Annotated in this window: 16 protein-coding genes; 10 read left to right on the forward strand and 6 right to left on the reverse strand. The window is 44.9% G+C overall.

The annotated features are described in order from the left end of the window. The first annotated feature begins 31 nt into the window (after positions 1-31). Positions 32-916, forward strand: a complete 885-nt coding sequence (locus H70737_RS02465) for a UbiA-like polyprenyltransferase (RefSeq protein WP_042184503.1) — start codon at positions 32-34, stop codon at positions 914-916. A gap of 670 nt (positions 917-1,586) precedes the next feature. Here H70737_RS02465 and H70737_RS02470 read toward each other — a convergent pair. The 4 genes from H70737_RS02470 to H70737_RS02485 form a co-directional block, all read right to left on the reverse strand. Further along, entirely contained in the window at positions 1,587-2,567 is a 981-nt protein-coding gene (locus H70737_RS02470) for a polyprenyl synthetase family protein (protein WP_042184505.1), read from the reverse strand. Between the two features lie 17 nt (positions 2,568-2,584). Continuing rightward, complete coding sequence (locus H70737_RS02475) at positions 2,585-3,034, reverse strand: hypothetical protein (RefSeq protein WP_042184507.1); 450 nt, start codon at positions 3,032-3,034, stop codon at positions 2,585-2,587. A gap of 244 nt (positions 3,035-3,278) precedes the next feature. After that, positions 3,279-5,159, reverse strand: coding sequence for an FAD-dependent oxidoreductase (locus H70737_RS02480; RefSeq protein WP_042184509.1), 1,881 nt, complete (start codon positions 5,157-5,159; stop codon positions 3,279-3,281). A 48-nt stretch (positions 5,160-5,207) separates the two neighbouring features. Beyond that, positions 5,208-6,098 (reverse strand): hypothetical protein, encoded by an 891-nt coding sequence (locus H70737_RS02485; protein ID WP_042184511.1) that lies wholly within the window; start codon positions 6,096-6,098, stop codon positions 5,208-5,210. A gap of 447 nt (positions 6,099-6,545) precedes the next feature. Between H70737_RS02485 and H70737_RS02490 the strand changes: the two genes are divergently transcribed. From H70737_RS02490 to H70737_RS02510, 5 genes are all read left to right on the forward strand, one after another. Further along, positions 6,546-6,749 carry a CsbD family protein gene (locus H70737_RS02490; RefSeq protein ID WP_042184513.1) on the forward strand — a complete coding sequence of 68 codons (204 nt, stop codon included), beginning with the start codon at positions 6,546-6,548 and terminating at the stop codon, positions 6,747-6,749. A 169-nt stretch (positions 6,750-6,918) separates the two neighbouring features. Next, on the forward strand, positions 6,919-8,331 hold the full coding sequence (locus H70737_RS02495; RefSeq protein WP_042184515.1) for an ATP-binding protein: 1,413 nt from the start codon (positions 6,919-6,921) through the stop codon (positions 8,329-8,331). A 95-nt stretch (positions 8,332-8,426) separates the two neighbouring features. After that, complete coding sequence (locus tag H70737_RS02500) at positions 8,427-9,701, forward strand: MFS transporter (RefSeq protein WP_081382976.1); 1,275 nt, start codon at positions 8,427-8,429, stop codon at positions 9,699-9,701. Positions 9,702-9,721: 20 nt separating this feature from the next. Further along, positions 9,722-10,387 (forward strand): oxidoreductase, encoded by a 666-nt coding sequence (locus H70737_RS02505; RefSeq protein WP_156113044.1) that lies wholly within the window; start codon positions 9,722-9,724, stop codon positions 10,385-10,387. Positions 10,388-10,480: 93 nt separating this feature from the next. Further along, positions 10,481-10,861: a RidA family protein gene (locus tag H70737_RS02510; RefSeq protein ID WP_042184517.1), complete on the forward strand. Its 381-nt coding sequence runs from the start codon at positions 10,481-10,483 to the stop codon at positions 10,859-10,861. Between the two features lie 84 nt (positions 10,862-10,945). On the opposite strand, the gene H70737_RS02515 is transcribed toward H70737_RS02510, so the two are convergent. Continuing rightward, positions 10,946-11,722 (reverse strand): TspO/MBR family protein, encoded by a 777-nt coding sequence (locus tag H70737_RS02515; protein ID WP_042184519.1) that lies wholly within the window; start codon positions 11,720-11,722, stop codon positions 10,946-10,948. Positions 11,723-12,221: 499 nt separating this feature from the next. Between H70737_RS02515 and H70737_RS02520 the strand changes: the two genes are divergently transcribed. Together H70737_RS02520 and H70737_RS29620 are read left to right on the forward strand one after the other, a co-directional pair. Next, complete coding sequence (locus tag H70737_RS02520; protein WP_042184521.1) at positions 12,222-15,308, forward strand: DEAD/DEAH box helicase; 3,087 nt, start codon at positions 12,222-12,224, stop codon at positions 15,306-15,308. A 32-nt stretch (positions 15,309-15,340) separates the two neighbouring features. After that, the gene (locus H70737_RS29620; protein ID WP_052404136.1) at positions 15,341-16,144 is read left to right on the forward strand and encodes a hypothetical protein; all 804 of its coding nucleotides are present in this window, start codon (positions 15,341-15,343) and stop codon (positions 16,142-16,144) included. Between the two features lie 100 nt (positions 16,145-16,244). On the opposite strand, the gene H70737_RS02530 is transcribed toward H70737_RS29620, so the two are convergent. Further along, the gene (locus tag H70737_RS02530; RefSeq protein WP_042193221.1) at positions 16,245-16,919 is read right to left on the reverse strand and encodes a GTP pyrophosphokinase; all 675 of its coding nucleotides are present in this window, start codon (positions 16,917-16,919) and stop codon (positions 16,245-16,247) included. 305 nt (positions 16,920-17,224) lie between these two features. On the opposite strand from H70737_RS02530, the gene H70737_RS02535 reads away from it, so the two are divergent. Then, positions 17,225-18,007 (forward strand): zinc ribbon domain-containing protein, encoded by a 783-nt coding sequence (locus H70737_RS02535; RefSeq protein ID WP_042184523.1) that lies wholly within the window; start codon positions 17,225-17,227, stop codon positions 18,005-18,007. 33 nt (positions 18,008-18,040) lie between these two features. After that, positions 18,041-18,859, forward strand: coding sequence for a TrmB family transcriptional regulator (locus tag H70737_RS02540; protein WP_042184525.1), 819 nt, complete (start codon positions 18,041-18,043; stop codon positions 18,857-18,859). The last annotated feature ends 12 nt before the right edge of the window (positions 18,860-18,871 follow it).

An 18,871-nucleotide genomic window follows, 5' to 3' on the forward strand; every position in this document is an offset into this window, starting at 1 on the left:
AATTTCAAGTAGCGAAGAAAGAGGAAAACGAATGGCTATTCTAAACATTTTTAAAACTGCAGGCCTAAAGCTTAAAATGTTCAGCGAACTGGTGATGTTCTCTCATACACTTTTTTCGCTGCCATTTGCCATTATCTCGATGGTGTGGGCCGCTGGGGGCTGGCCATCAGGACATGTGATGATCTGGGGATTGATTGCATTGATAGGCGCCCGTAATGGCGCCAATGCATTCAATCGGCTGGCGGACCGTACGTTCGATGAACAGAATCCTCGTACGGCACATCGACATCTGCCTCAACGCTTACTGGCGGAAAAAGAAGTTGTTGTCTTTGTTATTGTCAACTATGCCATTTTCATTGTGGCTTCAGGCATGCTTAATTTGCTCTGCATGATCTTGTCACCGGTGGCTATCGTATTGATATCAACCTATTCCTACACGAAGCGGTTTACCTTTCTAAGTCATTTATATTTAGGATTTGTTATTGCTTCTGCACCGATTGGCGCATGGTTCGCTGTAACCGGAAATATCGCATTTACACCGTTTGTTATCGGTACTGTTGTTATGCTGTGGATTGCCGGATTTGATATTATTTACGGCACTCAGGATATTGAATTTGATCGGCGGCATGGTCTATGGTCTATTCCTAGCTTTTTCGGTCTAGAGAACGCGCTGCGCATTGCAAAAGGACTACATTTCATCATGATTATGCTGCTATTGTTCTTATATCTATGGCGTGATCTCGGCTGGATGTATCTGGTGGGAATTGGGATTGCGACGCTGCTCCTGATGACCGAGCATAAGATTATAAAACCATCGAATCGTAAGCTGATGAAGGTGGCCTCTTATAATCTGAATCAGGTGATCAGCATAGTGATTTTATTGTGTACGCTGATTGATTTTTTTTATGTTAGCTAGGAGCGTTGAGCGTTGAGTGTGGTTAGGAAGCTGCACTGCGTGGAATGTTGGACTTTCGATCGCTGTTATTCTCGGATTTCTTTGATTTGAACCGGCTGTCTGCGGTAGAAATCCGAGAATAAAGGCGAGCGCTACGCTTCTACAGTTCCAAAATTCCACTCCGTTCCGTCCTAACCAATGGCGCATTGCCTCCAAGCTAACAACAAAAGACAACAGCCTACCCAAAAGAGGGTAGGCAATGGGATCGGAAAGCTGGCTACGCGGCTTTCCTTTTTTGTTTTTGTGGACATCTGCGAGGGGGGCTAGAGCCGTGTGAGAGGGCTGAACTAATCCAAGGTAGACTTATAGGGAAAAACTCCCTATATTTCCGAGCTTAAGTGACTTTCGATCTTGTTATAGGGAAAGTCTCCCTCTAAATTGGCTGATTGGTCTATAAACCATGCGAATTTAGGTTTTTAGAGGGAGGAATTCCCTATAATCGTGGAATTCAAGTGATTATTAGCTAATTAGAGGGAGGAATTCCCTATATAGTAACGTCAAATCCTAAGAGACTATTCTCCAAGAGCTAAACACGCTCACGGGCGCTGCGCTACGTTCGGCTTGTTTAGCAAGCACACAAAAAAACGGATACCAACCCAATTAAATGGGTGGTATCCGTTTTTGATTGTCCTTAGCGATCACGGTCGGCAAAATATTGCAGCAGTGTATCCAGATCGGCATGCGCCGGATAGGAGGAGAGCTGCTGCACAATCGCTCCAGCCTTATCTAGGTAGTTCTGGCTGAACTGTTCTGCGCGAGCTAAGGCATCGCTTCTCTTAATAAGGGCAAGCACATGTGCCACCTCAGCATCGGAAGAATCAGGGCCGATTGAACGAATCACAGGCGAAAGCTTTGGATCCTGTAATGCATAAAGCACTGGCAGGGTAACCTGACCATGACGCAGATCGCTGCCGGCGGGCTTACCCAGCACAGCCTCAGACTGCGTGAAATCCAGCAGGTCATCTTGTATTTGAAAAGACATGCCTAAGGCTTCGCCAAAGGTATACAGAAGGTCGGCCACTTCCTCTGAGCTTTCGGTGGATAATGCACCCACACGTAAGCAGGTGGCCATAAGAAGAGCTGTTTTGTTTAAGGACTTCTCAAGATATTGTTCCATTGTAATCTCATAATCAAAAGCATGTTCCATTTGCTGATACTCACCTAGACAGAGCTGAGCAGTAGCTACAGAAGATAAGTCATGAACATATTTGTTTTTGTCTCCGGTATATTTGCTTAACAGTTCGATAACCCGAGCGGACATATAATTGCCAATATGCACAGCTGATAGTGTGCCCGTCTTAGTATGTAGGGCGGGTTTGCCCCGCCGTAACTCAGAATCGTCAATGATATCATCATGAATTAATGAGGCAACATGAATAAATTCAGCGGCAGCAGCTAATTGAAGCGCTCTTCGACCCGTATCCTTTCGGCCAAAACGGCTGCCAACAATGACCATAAGAGGACGGAGGCGTTTACCTCCAGAATTTATAAGCTCAAGAACACTCTGCCCGAGTTGTGATTTCTTAGGAACATCCTTATCTCGTGCCACAAGATTTACGATTTCACGATTAATTTCATCTATGTCTATGTTTAAGGCCTCATGCAGCTTCATCTTATAGATCCCACCTGTCAAATGGCTTTGCTTGTGCGACTGCGCTGTCTGCACTCTTGAATCAAGAACTGTTCGATTCCAGCCGCCGGATCATGTTCCGCGAAGTCTCCATTTGACCGTCTAATTTGCATTTTTTTGATCGAAGGAGCTAGATAAGCAACTAGGTCGAGCTCACGGCATTTCACCGCAAACTGAAGGTAAAAGCTGTACAAATAATCTCCATCCAAAATGTTGCGTGTAAGGTCGGGATGATGTGGGATACATTCCATATGGCGCTCAGCTGCCAAAGTGAGAATAGTGTAAATACCCAGCAAATTGACTTTGCGGTTGTATTCCAGATCATGGCGTTCTAGTACCGAAATTAGCTGCTCACATGCAGCCGGAGAGGGGTTAAGCTCAATTCCGGCAATAGGTGACATTTCAGTATGCAACAACCGGAGGGTATCTTCTATGAGTTGTTTGTTCACAAGATTCTCTCCTTCTTGTCGGTTTTGCCGGAAGAAACCATACCCCTGATCATCCCTACAAAACCATTCATTAAAGAATAAATTGACCATTTCCTGATATTAGGAAGATTATTTTCTTCTTGTAAATAAGGAGAGTAATGTGTCCTAGGGACACATTACTCTGAAGTACATCCATATTTAGCTTACTGACATGCAATCTACATATTTTCTTTAAAATAAATTACACGAATTCAGGGCTTTATAATCAGTCGGTGTATAGATACCATCGTCTGACGATCGGAACTCTCTTCCAATGTTTCTTAAGCCAAGGAAGTACATAGTAATCTAGGCCAAATGTGCTGCCCGATCCGCCGATGCAGGCGATACCCGCACCAACATACCATAACATTTCTGTAGAAGCCATTTTGGTCGACCAGATCATGACGGACATGGCTATCGTCGCTATAGAAGCAATAGCTGTGAACAGACCAACGATGAGCATAATACCGAACACGATTTCTGCACATACCATACCGATTTGGAACCATTTTGCGAGGAATGTATAACTTCCGTCGTTGTTGTAGAACATCAAATCCATGAACCAGTTTGTAATATTATAAACGAAGCCAGGAACTGGCAATGCTTCAACCGCTTCTTTTGCAGTGGATACTGCTGAAGCTGCAGATTGTGCATCTACTGTTGTTTTAACTGCATCCACCGCTACGCTGGCTGCTGATGAAGCATCCGTTGCAAAAGGAGCGGCTGGAATTAGGAATATCTTATTTGGATCTACCCAAATTTTCCGTAGCTTATCTATACCTTCATATAACCACATTCCACCAAGCAGCATGCGAAGCGGAACGAGCCAGAAGTTAGGTGAACGCTTGGAGAAGTGTCCGCCCAAGAAGCTCTTACGGTTCTCAACATGGAAGAACTCATGCATCATGTAAGTCCAAACTTTATTGAAGCCTACAACCTGAGACAGGTAGAACATATTGATAAAGTGTTTGGATAACATTGCCATAAAACCAGTAAGCATAAAGAACTTGCCTGGCAAACCAACGTTTGCTACACCGTAGCGGCTACCGATGGATACCATAGTACCGTGGAAACCTGGTTTGTATGCTTTTTTAGCAGTGTTCTGAATGTCAGCTGCAATGTTACCAGCAACGATCGGAGCTGCTTGTTCAGCATTCTCAACCATTTGTGGTACAGGACGAGTTTCACCTTCAGGAATGAAGAAAATGTTGTCCCCTACTACATATACGTTCTTATGATCTACACTTTCAAGGTTCTCATTCGTAACAATACGTTTGCGTCCTTGTTGTTGTACTTCAAGTCCACCCACGATTTCAGAACCTTCAACACCTGCAGTCCAAACAATGGTTTGTGAAGCGACAACATTTTTCTCACCAAGGGCAACACTACCTTCGCCTACTTCAGTGATCTTGGCGCCTGTTACAATTTCCACGTTCAGCTTGCGAAGGTGAGCTTCGGCTTTTTGAATCAGCTTATCTGGAAGGATAGGCAGAATCTTCGGAGCCATATCAGCCACAATCAATCTTACTTCGGATGGGTCGATATAGAACTCCTTGCACAATTCCTCGCGTTGCTCAGCCATTTCCCCAACAAGCTCGACACCTGTAAAGCCGGCACCAATGATAACGAAAGTTAACATTGCACGGCGTACAGTTGGATTTTTCTCCATAGCGGCTTTGGTATACATGTCGCGGATTTGACGTTTCAATGCTACCGCATCATCGTAAGACCAGAAGGAGAAGGTATTCTCTTCTGCACCTGGAATGCCGAAGAAGGTTGGTTTGCTACCTGTACCGATTACAAGGTAATCGTACGCATAGGTAGTTTTATTGGATTTGAGTTTCTTACCCTTGAAATCAATATTGCTGATTTCGTCAAGAACAACATTCACTTTAAGTCCAGCAAAGATTTTCTTTAGATCGATCTTGATTGAATCCTCTGGAGCACGGTTCGCGGCAACCTCATGCAGCTCAGTCAATAGAGTGTGATATGGATTCCGGTCGATCAGTGTGATTTCAACATCTTTGTTTTTCTTAAATTTCTTTGCCAGTTTCTTAGCCGTGAGTACGCCGCCGTAGCCGCCGCCCAAAATGACTATTTTTTTCAAAAGAAATTCACCTCATTCGTCTGATTAACTGCAGAAGGTTATGCGAAATTATTTCGCGCCTTCGAGTGCTTTTTCAGCAAGTGTAAAATATTCACCAACATGAATACTCACGCCGGAAATTGCATCAGTTTTACCTTCAGCTGTAAGTTCTGGAGCAGTACCTTTTTCAAGATAGTATTGCTCAACTTTTGCGATCTCTTCATGCCATTCAGCAGAAGCGCCGCCAGCTTTCATACCGTATTTACCATCGACGGAGAATTGTTTCTTGTCGTCGCCAGCAGCATTTACGCCACTGAATTTAACAGCAACAACATTACCGTTAGCAACAGTCAAGTCAACAGTGGATTTCCAACCGGAGTCTTTATCCATTTCGCCTTCAGCATGGTAACCTCCGTCTTTGTATTGACCAGCTTCAACAGGTCCAGCAGCCAGAGCAGCTTGAGCAGCTTTTACAAAGTCAGATACGTGTACAGATACACCGGAGATAGCATCAGTTTTCCCCTCAGCGTCTAAAGTTATAGCTGCTGGATCTTGTTTTTCAATCAAGAAAGCTTCAGCTTTTGCTGCTTGCTCGTGCCATTCAGAAGAAGCACCACCAGCTTTCATGCCATATTTACCATCTTCGGAAACTTTTTTCTTCAGATCGCCAGCAGTGTTTACGTTAAAAGCATCCCAGTCAGCCTTAGTGATCTTTCCACCTTCTACAGTTAGGAGTGCGAAATATTGCCAGCCAGTTTTAGCGTCCACATCAGCAGTAGCGTAATAAGTTCCGTCTTTGTACGTAGCCGCTTCAGTTCCAGTGTTAGTGGAATTAGTTGCTGTACTGTTTTCTGTTGGAGCATTAGTAGCCGCCGGTGTGTTGTCTGTGTTGTTACCGCAACCTGCAAGCAAACTACCTAAGATAAGGGCAGTCGACAAGATTACTGTTGTTTTTTTCATTTGTTATGACCTCCAAAAATATAGTTTAAAATATATATATTAAAATGTAAAACATTTTAATAGTAATGCGAAGTGATAAAAATCACTTTATAAATGATATTTGTCACTTTAATCTTGGGGTGAAGAGCCAAACTCTAACAGTATCATGACATATATCGGCATACGATAGAAAAAAATTTAATGATGTTGTTTCATCTCCGAGGGCATTCTAGCACATAGAGCAAATAACTCATGTGAAAAAAATCACTTAAAAAATTAAATGTTTAATTTATACATTGATTGTATCAAATTTTAAAGGATTTGAATACCTTTTTTTAAACTATTATTTGACAAATTGTGACTTTCTATAGATTAGGTAAGATTCATGGCGAATAGGACAGGGTAATGTAACGATAACACAGGATAGTATTCTACCCTACTTAATTCAGCTAAGGAGATGAGCATATAATGGACAACAATGTGTTTAAAGGAAAATGGAAACAGCTCAAAGGCGAGGCCAAAAAGCAATGGGGCAAGCTTACAGATGACGATCTTGATGTGATTGATGGTGAAAAGGATAAGTTGGTAGGTAAACTACAAGAGCGTTATGGCCATTCGAAAGAAGACGCGGAAAAAGAGTATCAAAGCTGGGGACGTTCCTACCGAGATTAATTCAAAATAGCTTTTACTCTAAGTACCCAAATATAAAATGCATAGGAAGAGCGCAAATCGTATACGATTTGCGCTCTTCCTATGCAACAATTAGGTGTGCGAAGGTTAAGCTATGGTATTATTGTGAGATGAAATCTGTAATTTATCTTGTGCAGGCAGGAGCAAAACTATGGGGTATCTTAAAATATTTTTCGGGAATACCGCAATTCTTATAGCCGTGGCCTATTTGGCTAATCTGATCTATAAACATACCATTTCAAATGCAAGTGTAGGAATAAAAAAGGCGAGCTGGGTGATCCTGGCGATCTTTGCTGGTTGGATCAGTACTCTTTTTGGTTATAATTTGGACGACCATGTGATCTTTGATTTGCGGTTTGTACCCTTAATCATCTCGACGCTGGCGTATCCTAGACCCATCACACTTATTTTGATCGGTATAGGGACGGGGCTTACAAGGTTAACTTTCGGAGTGACAGAGGCAGCAGTTGCAGGAATGCTAAATCTTTTTATTTTGGGAGTTATTTGCGCGGCGCTTAGCTACTGGGTCAGACGCTCAACCCTCAGTATTGTGAATCAAGGTCTGATCGTTATTCTAATCGTTAATCTTATGAATGCCATAAACATTATGGCGTTAGGCGTTATCCCTGTGGAAGAGTACATAAGAGAGATTATGCCAATTACGTTCCCTGCGGGGCTAATTTTAAGTATTTTGTTCTCATTAATTATCCGTGATTTTCAACTCGGTCTTCTAAGGAATGAGCAGATCCAGCATGCTAACGAACAGTTGTCTGCTCAGACTGAAGAATTACATAAGAACAAGCTTGATCTTGAAGAGCGTGCTAATCAGTTAATGATGGCATCTCAATTCAAATCGGAATTTCTCGCCAATATGTCACATGAGCTTAGAACTCCATTGAATAGCATCATTAATCTATCGCAATTAATTGAAGAAAATGATGATTTGCTTACGGAAGCAGAAATAAGAGAGTATGCAGCCATTATCCATCGTTCGGGTGATGAATTATTGATGATCATCAGCGACATTCTGGATTTATCCAAGGTGGAGGCAGGTCGATTAGATATTATAAATGAAGAATTAAATGTTAGCGAGATCCCAGATTTGCTGGCAATGCAGTTCGCTGTGACGGCCAAACAAAAAGGACTGGCTTTTAATATCTCCATGGATGAGAATGTCCCTCCAATGATTCATTCCGATCCACATCGCGTACAGCAGATTTTGCGTAATTTGCTCTCAAATGCTTTTAAATTTACAAAGACAGGTTTCGTATCGCTGCATATCCACGAGCAGGAAGGTGGGGAAGGGGATGCCGTGCAACATTGGCTTGTATTTGATGTGGAGGATAGTGGCATAGGAATCGCACCGGAGAAGCATGCCATGATCTTTGAAGCCTTTCAACAGGCAGACAGAACGACTAGCCGGAAATATGGTGGAACAGGACTAGGACTTTCTATTAGTAATGACTTGGCCAGATTGCTCGGCGGGTTCATTTCTCTGGAGAGTAAGGAAGAGAAGGGGAGTCGATTTTCGCTTTATTTGCCCCTTGAAGTGGATAGTGAGTAAAGCTCCAATATTATTTGGTGATTTGGCGTATTGACAGTAGATTGATGCGGAGTAGAATGAAGCCAATGCCGCATCAAAGGAGTGTTACCGCCTCTATGGACAACATGGAAAATAAGCATAAGGTTACGGTTTCAAAACGTGTTCGTAAACCTTCAGTGCATCGCAGAAATTTGCGTATAGCTACGCTGGAAGGTGTGCCGTCAACTATTTTTCAGGTACTGCTGCAAGGGCAGTTCCTAACAGGATTTCTACTATATTTAGGAGCCTCCTCTAGTCAAATTGGATTTGTGCTAGCGCTTACTACATTAGTTAATGTGGCACAGATTGGGGTAGCTTTTCTGATTCAGAAGCTGCCAAGTCGCAAATGGGCTATGGTTACTTTTATCGGTCTGCATAGGATACTTTGGGGTTCTACGGGACTAATCCCGTTTATTTTTCCTAAAGAATATTGGGTCATCGCATTTATTGCTTTATATACTACTGCTTTTATTGCCAATACTGCTGGTGGTGTGTTGTGGAGCTCTGTGATTAGTGATCTGGTTCCCGCACGGGTACGTGGACGTTATTTTGGGATTCGTAACACGGTCCTGAATGCACTTGGAAGTTTGGTTATGTATGGCGGAGGTATTATTCTGGACCGTTATCCCGGGGGTCATGGTTTTCTGATTCTATATATTGTTGTGTGGATCTTCTCGATATCGAATGTCGTAGTATTCTTTTTTTATCCGGATGTACCGTTCGAGAAATCAGAAGAGCATAAATTTTTGCCCATGTTTAAGAAACCGCTTAAAGATACATTATTTATGAAGTCAACCTTGTTTCTGGCTGCTTGGCTGTTGTTGCAGAACCTAACGGTTCCGCTATACTCTTATGTCATGTTGCAGTTACTTCATATTAATTATGAAACGTTGTCATTGCTTAATGTGTCCCAGACCGTGTTTATGATGGCTAGCTTCTACGTTTGGGGCAATCTAAATGCGAAATACAGCAATAAGCGACTGTTATTCTTTACTTTGCCGATTATTGCACTGTCCTCATTGATGTGGGGACTCTTGTCTGTGATGCCGATGCTGGTGGTCTTATTTGCGGCCCATATCGTTTTTGGTGTTGGTGTAGGCGGTTTCAACCAGCTGGCCTTTAACTTTATTATTGGAGACACGCCGAAAAAAGAACGGCCGATGTATATGGCCACATATGCGGCGCTTACCGGGTTATCATCCTTTTTTGGTCCGCTTATTGGCGGTCAGCTCTATGAAAAAATTGCGCACTGGCCGCAATGGACTCAGGTATACGGTATGCAGCTAGTGGTAGGGACGCTTATGATTGCACTTGCGTTTCTGCTAGGTCGTCGTATTCTAAAGGACGAATAGAAGTAAAAGGGGGTTATTCCTTGTTAAGAATAGCGATGGTATTAGGTGCCACCGGATTGGTAGGCAAAGCGGTTACGGAGGAATTGTTAAATCGTGATAACTGGGAAGAAGTAAGGGTGCTTGTACGGACACCGTTAGCCATGGAACATCCTAAGCTTAAACAAATCGTTGTAGATTGGGAGAACCTAAGAAACTATACAGAGTCGTTCGAAGGGGTACATTCCATCTTCTGTTGTTTAGGAACTACGATAAAAAAGGCGGGTTCACAAGAAAAGTTTGAACGAGTCGATCTACACTATCCGCTTGATGCTGCAGCCATAGCGAGAGAACAGGGTGTTAAACAGTTTTTGGCCGTCTCTTCAATAGGGGCAAATGCGAAGTCGCGTAATTTCTACAGTCGGACTAAGGGAAGAGCGGAAGAAGGTTTAACCGCTATTGGATTTCAAGGTATGCATATATTTCGCCCCTCCTTGCTACTGGGCCAACGTGAAGAATTCAGATTAGGGGAGAGAGTCGGAGCCAGTTTGATGAAAGCGCTGGATTTTGTAATGGTGGGTAAGGCGGCTAAATATCGTGCAATACCTGGTACGACAGTCGCAAGAGCTATGGTTAACATTGCGTCTGCGGATACCCATGGATTACATATTTATACGAATGAAGTGATACATGTGATTGGGAAACGCTAAGCTTTCTGGGTCTCTAATAAATTTGCATTAAGATGAGAACAGGACTTACAATGGACAATAAATGATCAGCGCATAATGGAGAGGGGTAGTAAGATGAGCAAAAAACAAGTAGCTACAACAAAAGCACCCGGAGCAATCGGTCCTTATAGTCAAGCTATAACCACGGGTAGCTGGGTATACACTTCAGGACAACTTGGTCTGAATCCGGAAACGGGTAATTTGGTTGAGGGTGTACAAGAACAAGCGCGTCAAGCGCTTAACAATGTACAAGCGATTCTTGAGGAAGCTGGTGCAACACTAGACCATGTAGTAAAGACAACTGTATTCTTAAAGGATATGAATGATTTCGCGGCCGTTAATGAGGTTTATAGCACCTTCTTTAAAGAACCTTATCCTGCCCGCAGTGCTATTGAGGTTGCGCGTCTGCCTAAAGACGGACTTGTTGAGATTGAAGCGGTAGCTCGTAAGAAATAAGGAGTTATCCTTTGCACTTTTATTATTTTACCAAAAAGGCAGGCTAAGGTGGATAACCCTAGCCTGCCTTTTTTTATATTAGAATTAGTAACTTCTGTATCTCCGATACCTGCTACGGCGGGGTTTGAACAATAACCAGATGCTGTAAAGAAGCAGGAGGCCTGCTGTAATCATTCCGGTTAAATAGACATCGCTGGTCTCTTTGTGTTCCAAGGCAATCGCAATGAAGGCCCACACGAATACGAGTGGATAAATGCTATCTCGGTAAGGATAGCTGACCACAATTGCAAGTAGAGTTCCTACGCAGAGCATGATAACGCCCCAGGTGCTACCGCTAAGACCCCAACCTCCCCAATGATTCTTTTCTAGAACAACGCTGATGTTCACGATAGTAGCCACAGAGATCCAGCCAAGGTATATACTAAAGGGTAGCTTCATCAGCCATTTCTCGCCTGAGGTAGGATTAGCGATCAAACGTGTTTTTCGGTAAATGACAATCAGTGTGATTAACATCAGCACCATAGCAACCAGAGAGAGCTCAATGTATAAGTATTGCCAAAGGAAGAGCCAACTCATATTAAAAATACAGCTCAGAACAAACCAGAACTGAACCGCCCGCACAGAATCTCTAGAGGCTGTATAGGAGCGGAATTGATAAATAATGAAGCCGGCTAACAGTAGATAAATCAATGACCAGATGGAAAACGCGTAACCGGCAGGTGTGATGTAGGTCTGATATTTATCAGAGATTTCTCCAGTGCTGTGCCCGCCTAATGGTAAGGTGACCGAGAGCACATTCACGATAATCACACCTAAAAAGAACAGAAGATTCCACCATTTATAAGGATTATAACGTCTCAAAGAATTCACTCCCTAGCTTTTTAATAGGGTGATGCTTACTTAGAATATACCCGCTTTCGGTACAATTAAGACTATAAACAAGAAAAGAAGTGACTAGCGAGTCATAATGTTCATGGATAGTATGGTAGTGGTGAAGGGTATTTTACGATAGTGGCTAGAACATTTATTAAAAATATGCTGAAATGAATCAAATTCATGAGTGTTTCTACGTACTTCAACTTTATTTGTATAAAAATCTACAGAAAATATGCAGAAACGTTTTTAAATCAGCGCTTTTTCGTATAAGATGAAGAGATGAAGATTCAAGAGCAGATAAGTTTTATCCTAGTTCTTTATCCTTATATTTCTTACAGGAGTGTATCTCATCTCTAAAAGGATGGAGAAACTACTTCTACTTGTATAGCTTCAAAATTTATTTCTCGCGAAAAAGGTTGCAGTTACCACCTGATGGTGGCGGACTGGTTCTTTTTTTGCTTGCTTAAAAGACAGGAGATCACCGATGACTAAGCATCTTTATGCAATATGGTTGGGGGATGTGTTATTTTGCTTCTCTGGCGAAACTTCGGAGCCGAAGGTTGACGCTTGGACCCGAGTGGTGAAGCGGCTGGAGCTGCAGGGAGGAGTTCGCCCTTTTGCGAGTGCTGCTCTGCGACTCGCAGAAGTGAAATATCCGGCTCCTCCTGTAGAGGGGAAGCCAGCACGCCGTGGATTGCCCGGAAGAACATTCGAAGGGCTCGCCTTAGTCCCTAGCGATGCATTTGAACTGCTTCTGGCATGGGATGAGACGTTATGCCGAGATCAGGGAGTAGAGCCTGGAGGCGAATTGCGCTATTGGGCGGCAGCAGCCCGCTTTGCGCTGGAATTGATGGGTACTGGCGGCGTTACGCCAGGAGCCTTGCCCCCACGTCCGGTAGGTTCACGCCGTCGTGGTGGTGAACAAGCAGCAACGGTCTGCTGGTCTCCAGCTTTTCGAAAGCAGGAGGATAAGGAGATCTTTCTGCAGCTGGCGTCGTCCATGCCGGTATTGGCCTTAGGGACGCATATAGCTGAAGCGGGGGATTTATCTTCGAGGGAAGAGGCAGGCGCCTATGTGCTTTACTCCTTTATGCAGGCGGTAATGACTGCAGAGATAAAGAAAGTGATTGCGGGTATTGAAAGTGAACTTACCCCTTACAAAGCCAATTATCGCCGGGGTTACTCCCCTTTAACTGAGCTGTGGTGGAATAGTCTTCTTACAGGCAGCCGGGATATACCCGTGCAGGGAACGCAAGCAGAGGTGACAGATCTTCTGGCTACTGTGAATGAGACAGCTGGTAGCGATGTGCCGCAATCGGAACCTGAAGAAGCGCGGAGTGGACAGCTGGGTCTTGGGCTACGTCTTGAGCCCCCTGGAGATAATGAAGAAATCTGGCGGTTAACCTTCTGGGCGGAGAACAAGGAAGAAGGGGAATTCTGGATTCCGGCAAAATCGATTTGGAGCAGTAAGGAACGAGAGTTTACGTTATGGGGGAAACGCTATCGAAATATACAGCAGCAGCTTCTTATAGCGCTGGGCCGAGCGGCAAGAATCTCTCCAGACATAGAGCGCGCTCTTTCTATGCCTGCACCTACGGGAGCAGATTTGGAACCAGAGCGTCTTTATTTCTTTTTGAAGGAGACGGTGCAGCAGCTGCGTGAGCGTGGAATAACCGTGCAGATGCCATCGCGCTGGAGCCGTGAGGGACGCCGCCGGATTGGCATGAAGATGAAAATGCAGCCGGTAGTGAGTGGGATTGATAGTCCTGCTCCAGTGGCTCTTGGGATGGAAGAGCTGATTTCATTTCGCATTGAAGCCTCACTTGGGGAGAGTACAATCAGTGAAGAAGAACTAAACGCACTAGTGGAGGCAGGCGTACCCTTTGTACGTTTCCGCGGAGAATGGATTGAGGTAGATCCTAAAGAAATTCGCCAGGTTCTTAGATATATGAAACGCCATGAAAATGGGGAAATGACCGCAGCCGATTGGATGCGCCTAGAGGCTGAGGATGGTGAAGAGCGGCTCTGGAAAGGGATGTCGGTCACGGGGATGGAAACATCCGGACTATTGTCATCGCTGATGCGGGGCGACATATTGCGTAATCTTCCAGTGCGTGCCGTACCTGAAGGTCTGCACGGCACCCTGAGACCTTATCAGGAGCGCGGCTATCAATGGCTCTCCATTCTCAGTGGTCTGGGATTTGGGGTGTGTCTGGCCGATGACATGGGTCTCGGTAAGACGGTGCAGGTCATTACCTGCCTACTGGACCGCGCTTTAAGTGCTCCATCTGAAGAGAAGCAGGAGCCTGTGCTGATTCTATGCCCAACCTCACTTTTGGGGAACTGGCAGCGGGAATTGCAGCGCTTTGCGCCTTCGCTTAAAGTTCACATTCATCATGGTGGACGCCGAGTGCGGGGAGATAGCTTTTTAGAACTGGCTGCCAGTCATGATATTGTATTGACGACCTATCATTTAGCAGGTCGTGACAGCGAGGATTTAGCGAATGTTCAGTGGTCCACTGTGGTGCTGGATGAAGCTCAGTATATTAAGAATCATCGGACGAAACAGGCGCAAAGTGTGATGAAGCTATCAGCGCCGCATCGCATAGCTATGACGGGGACACCAGTAGAGAACAGACTAGGTGAGTTATGGTCTATTTTTCACTTTTTAAACCCGGGTTATCTAGGAACCTACCATTCCTTCCGGCAGCGTTATGTATCTGGAGAGGGTGGAGAACGACTAAGGGAATTGCATCGCTTGGTATCTCCATTCTTGTTGCGCCGCTTGAAAAGTGATCCGGATATCTCTAAAGATTTACCGGAGAAGCTGGAGCTGAAGTCTTATTGTCCGCTGACGGAAACACAGGCAGTCCTATATCAGGGTGTCGTGGATGAAATGCTTGGCGTGATTGGAGAGAGTAGCGGGATGGCTCGCAGAGGACTCGTGCTGTCTTCTCTAACGAAATTGAAGCAGATTTGTAATCATCCTCAGCTATTCCGCAAAGAAGAAGGCAGGGGTCCGCGAAGTGAGCATTCCGGTAAAATGGAAGTCATGTTCGAGATTCTGGATAGCATTGCGGAGGTCGGAGAATCTGTGTTGATCTTTACTCAATATGTAGCGATGGGTGAGCTCTTGGTTAGCAAGCTGACTAAGCGTTATGGAACAGCGCCGCTGTTCTTGCACGGCGGAATTCCAAAACGCGAGCGCGACGAGATGGTTCATGATTTTCAAGAGGGAAAAGGCCCATCCTTCTTCGTACTTTCTTTAAAAGCGGGTGGTGTAGGGTTGAACCTTACAAGAGCTAATCATGTCATCCATTATGACCGTTGGTGGAATCCGGCAGTTGAGAATCAGGCGACAGACCGGGCATTCCGAATTGGTCAGGATAAAAATGTTCAAGTGCATAAGTTGATTTGCCAAGGAACGTTGGAAGAACGTATTGATGAATTGATTGAGCGTAAGAAAAATCTTTCCGAGCAGGTTGTTGGCTCTGGCGAAACATGGTTGACTGAGATGTCCAATCATGAGCTGAAGGAACTTATTGAACTGCAGGATCAGGACTGGATGTAAGACAGATATGAGTGTTACGGAGGGATCGAACAATGAGTGAACGGTTAGAGATGCGGCTGGAAGTTGTGCCTGGATTAGTAAAAGCAGCATGGACGGTGCTACCTGGGAAAGTGACGGGAGGGTCTCGGTCGAAGGGTGAATTGAACGCCAGTGCGCCTGCTCAGGAACAACAAGCGGATCGACCTCTCTCTCTGAAGGTTCCGGTATGGCATGCTTCCCGAAGAAAAGAAATATTACGAAGTCTGGCACTAAGTCCCGGGGAAGTATTTTCCCTGCTGCAAGGACGTTTGACGGGTGAACTGGCAGAACTTGAGCTTCTACCTACGGATAGTGAACTGGAGCAAGCCCTTTTTGAGGGTGAGGGTTTGGAGCATAAGGCGGAAACTTTGAAGCTTATTAAAGAACGTCTTGCTGAAGAGCCACTGCTGGCACTTTCGCTGAGAGGATTTACTAAAGGAGAGCTCTTGGACGGAATTTTTGCCCTTTGGGCTGAAGGGGATATTTCTAGCGACGAAGCTGAAACAGAGGAAGAAGAGGTCTCGGTTAGTGAACTTTCTACAGAATTGGCTCGGCTTGAACGCAAGGGTCCGGCCATTTCCTCTGGCGAATGGTTGGCAGAAGCGGCTGCTGAAGGTTCGCTACATCAGCCTGGGCCACAGTTCCATGAGATTGCGGCTAGACCGTTTCCTTCGCCGGTAGTAGTAGCTGAAGTTACAGAAGACTGGGGAACGTTGCTACCGCAGACACCTAAAGCCATTGAGGGATTAACTTTGATTATGCAGCGGGTTGCAGAAGCGTCTGCACGTCGGGCGAATAAGGGTCTGATTAAGCGGTAAGTGAAAATACGAAAGAGGCTGTCTCAAAAGTAGTGAATGCTACTCTTGAAACAGCCTCTTGTTTTGCCTAATTATCTAACAGAGTATCTGGTTAGTTATTCTAATGCTGACCAGCAGGAGGCAATTCTCCTTCTGAAAGCTCTAGAATTTCGCGGCGAAGACGAAGCATTTTTTGATCTAGTTCATCAGCGGCGCGCGCGGCTTCTTTCAGTTCCTCAGCGACATGCGAAGGCAACTGCTTATCGAATTTATAATACAGAATATGTTCCATGCTTGCCCAAAAGTCCATAGCTAGGGTGCGCAGCTGGATCTCAGCCTTGACCCAGCGTGTTCCTTCCAGCAGGACGAGTGGGATACCGACTATAAGATGAAGGCTTTGATATCCGTTTGGTTTAGGATGAGCTATATAATCTTTAATCTCAAGCACGCGGATGTCTTCGCGTGTACTAAGATGATCTACTAAACGGTATATATCTTTAACGAAGGCACATACAATCCGCATTCCGGCAATATCGTGAATGTATTGCTCCATATTTTCCAAGCTGAAGCCGTAGCCTTTGCGCTCCATCTTTTGAAGAATGCTCTTTGGTTCTTTGATCCGGCATTTGACATGTTCGATGGGACTGAAGCCGTCGCGGGATTGCCATTCCGTCTTGATCACATCAATTTTATTCTGAAGATCATTTAACGCGTGGCGATAGAGTGCCGGTAAGGCTTCGAACTCGTTAACCAGTTTGGCGAAATCCTCGTTGCTGTTACCTTGCCACTGTTGCAGATCCTTTACGTGTACCTGTAGCTGACTAAGCGTAAGCTGTGTGCTCTCATGTTCTTCCACTGAAACTCTCCCGATTTCGTTATTTGTGATAATTCTATTTTAACCGATGTAGAACCCCTGACGCAAAATTACATTCAAAATTAGGAAATATAACCCATAAGTGTAAGAGGGAAGTGGCTTAAATCAATTAGTATGGATTTTATAGGAACATTCTCCTCTAAATCGCGTATTAAAGCACATTAATGAATCTACTCGATACATTTGGTATGATAGAAACACGTATCGCTGGAGAGGGAGGAACTGTAATGAGTTTTATCAAAAAAATTAAAGATAGCGCGAGCCGGGTTACCGAAAAAGCCCAAAACTCAGTAGAGATCGGCAAGCTGAACGGACTTATTTCCGACGTTGAACAAGAGATGGAAGTTGAATTTACGAAAATGGGCAGACTTTTTTATGAAGGATATCGTTCAAAGGATATGTCGGTAGCTGAAGGTAAAATGGTGGAGCTGTCCCGTAACTGTTCCAAACTTCAGGAAAAAATCGAAGTCCTGCGGACACGAATTGCTGAGCTGAAAAATGAGCGGTTATGTTCATGTGGTCATATTGTGGCGCTTGATGCAAACTTTTGTCCGAAATGCGGAAGTAAGCTGGAGCCATTGTCCGCTTCGAGAAGGGTGCCTTCTACACCGGTATTTGTTCAATCTGTGAATGAAGATGACGAAGATCAATATTATGGTGCAGATGAGCTTACGGATGAAGAGAAGGAAATTGCAATGAAGCTGCACCCGCAGAGTGTCGTATATGCTGAAGTTCAGCATCCGGATGATGAGCTGCCACTTGAAGAATATAAGGTGAGCGAGCAAGATATTGAGCGGGAACGTAAACAAGCCGAGCAGCTGGAACGGGAAAGAAAAAGACAGCTTGAACTAGACCGTCGCTTCGGCGAATGGCACAAGAATGAGCACCAGGAGGAATCTACGGTCACTGAGGACCATGGTGTACGAGATATGATCCAGTGCCAAATCTGTCGGAACGAATTACCTAAGGGCTCCTTATGGTGCCCGCGATGTGGGTCAGAGCAAATATAGAACGGATTTCAGTCAGCTTAGGGGGACAACAAGATGGAACAGCTGCTGCTGCATCTGCGCAATCTGGGCTTCACAGAGATGGAGTCCAAAATTATGGTAGAGCTTGCGACAAAAGGTCAGGCTTCTGGCTATGAGGTTGCCAAACAGCTCGGAGTTTCAAGATCGAATGTGTATGCGGCGTTACAACGCCTTACGCAGCAGGGATATGTACGATGTGGTGAAGGAGAACCTGCGCGGTACAGTGTTCTCAATCCAGAGGAGCTTGCGACCATGATCTCGGGACGGGTTCAAGCTTCACTGGCTTATATGGAAAGTGAGATGCCTCGCGGTGGACCTGTTAGCCCTTCGTTTTATAATGTGGAAGGTGACCGCAATGTATTGGGCGCTCTTATTCGCCAACTTAATATGGCTGAGCAAGAGATCGTAGTGGATATGTGGCGTGAGGAAGCGTCACTTCTACGGAGTGAACTTGAACAGGCGGAGTTGCGTGGCGTTAGACTCTTGTGGGCGTTTGATGGTGGCAATGCTGCTCCTGCCGCCTATCCGGTATGGCCGCCTCTCGGAAGAGATTCTCAGCGAACAGATGGACGGAAGTTCTCATTCGTAATCGATCGGAGCTGGTGTATGCTCGGGATGCGCTATGAAGATGGATCGGCGCAAGCGGTTGTAACCGAGCACCCGGTGTTAGTAGATCTGCTATTGAATCATTTTGCACAGGAAATGGTGCTGTTCGAGCTGGAGCAGGATATGGGCGCAGAATTAGAAGAACGTTATGGTGAGCGTTACAGCAAAATTCACAGCAAATATGTGATGCATGATCCAGGCGATGATGGGGAAGAACAGGCGCAGTAGCTATTACAGGGA

The organism is Paenibacillus sp. FSL H7-0737 (assembly GCF_000758545.1).
In the GTDB taxonomy this organism is placed as follows: Bacteria; Bacillota; Bacilli; order Paenibacillales; family Paenibacillaceae; genus Paenibacillus_AQ.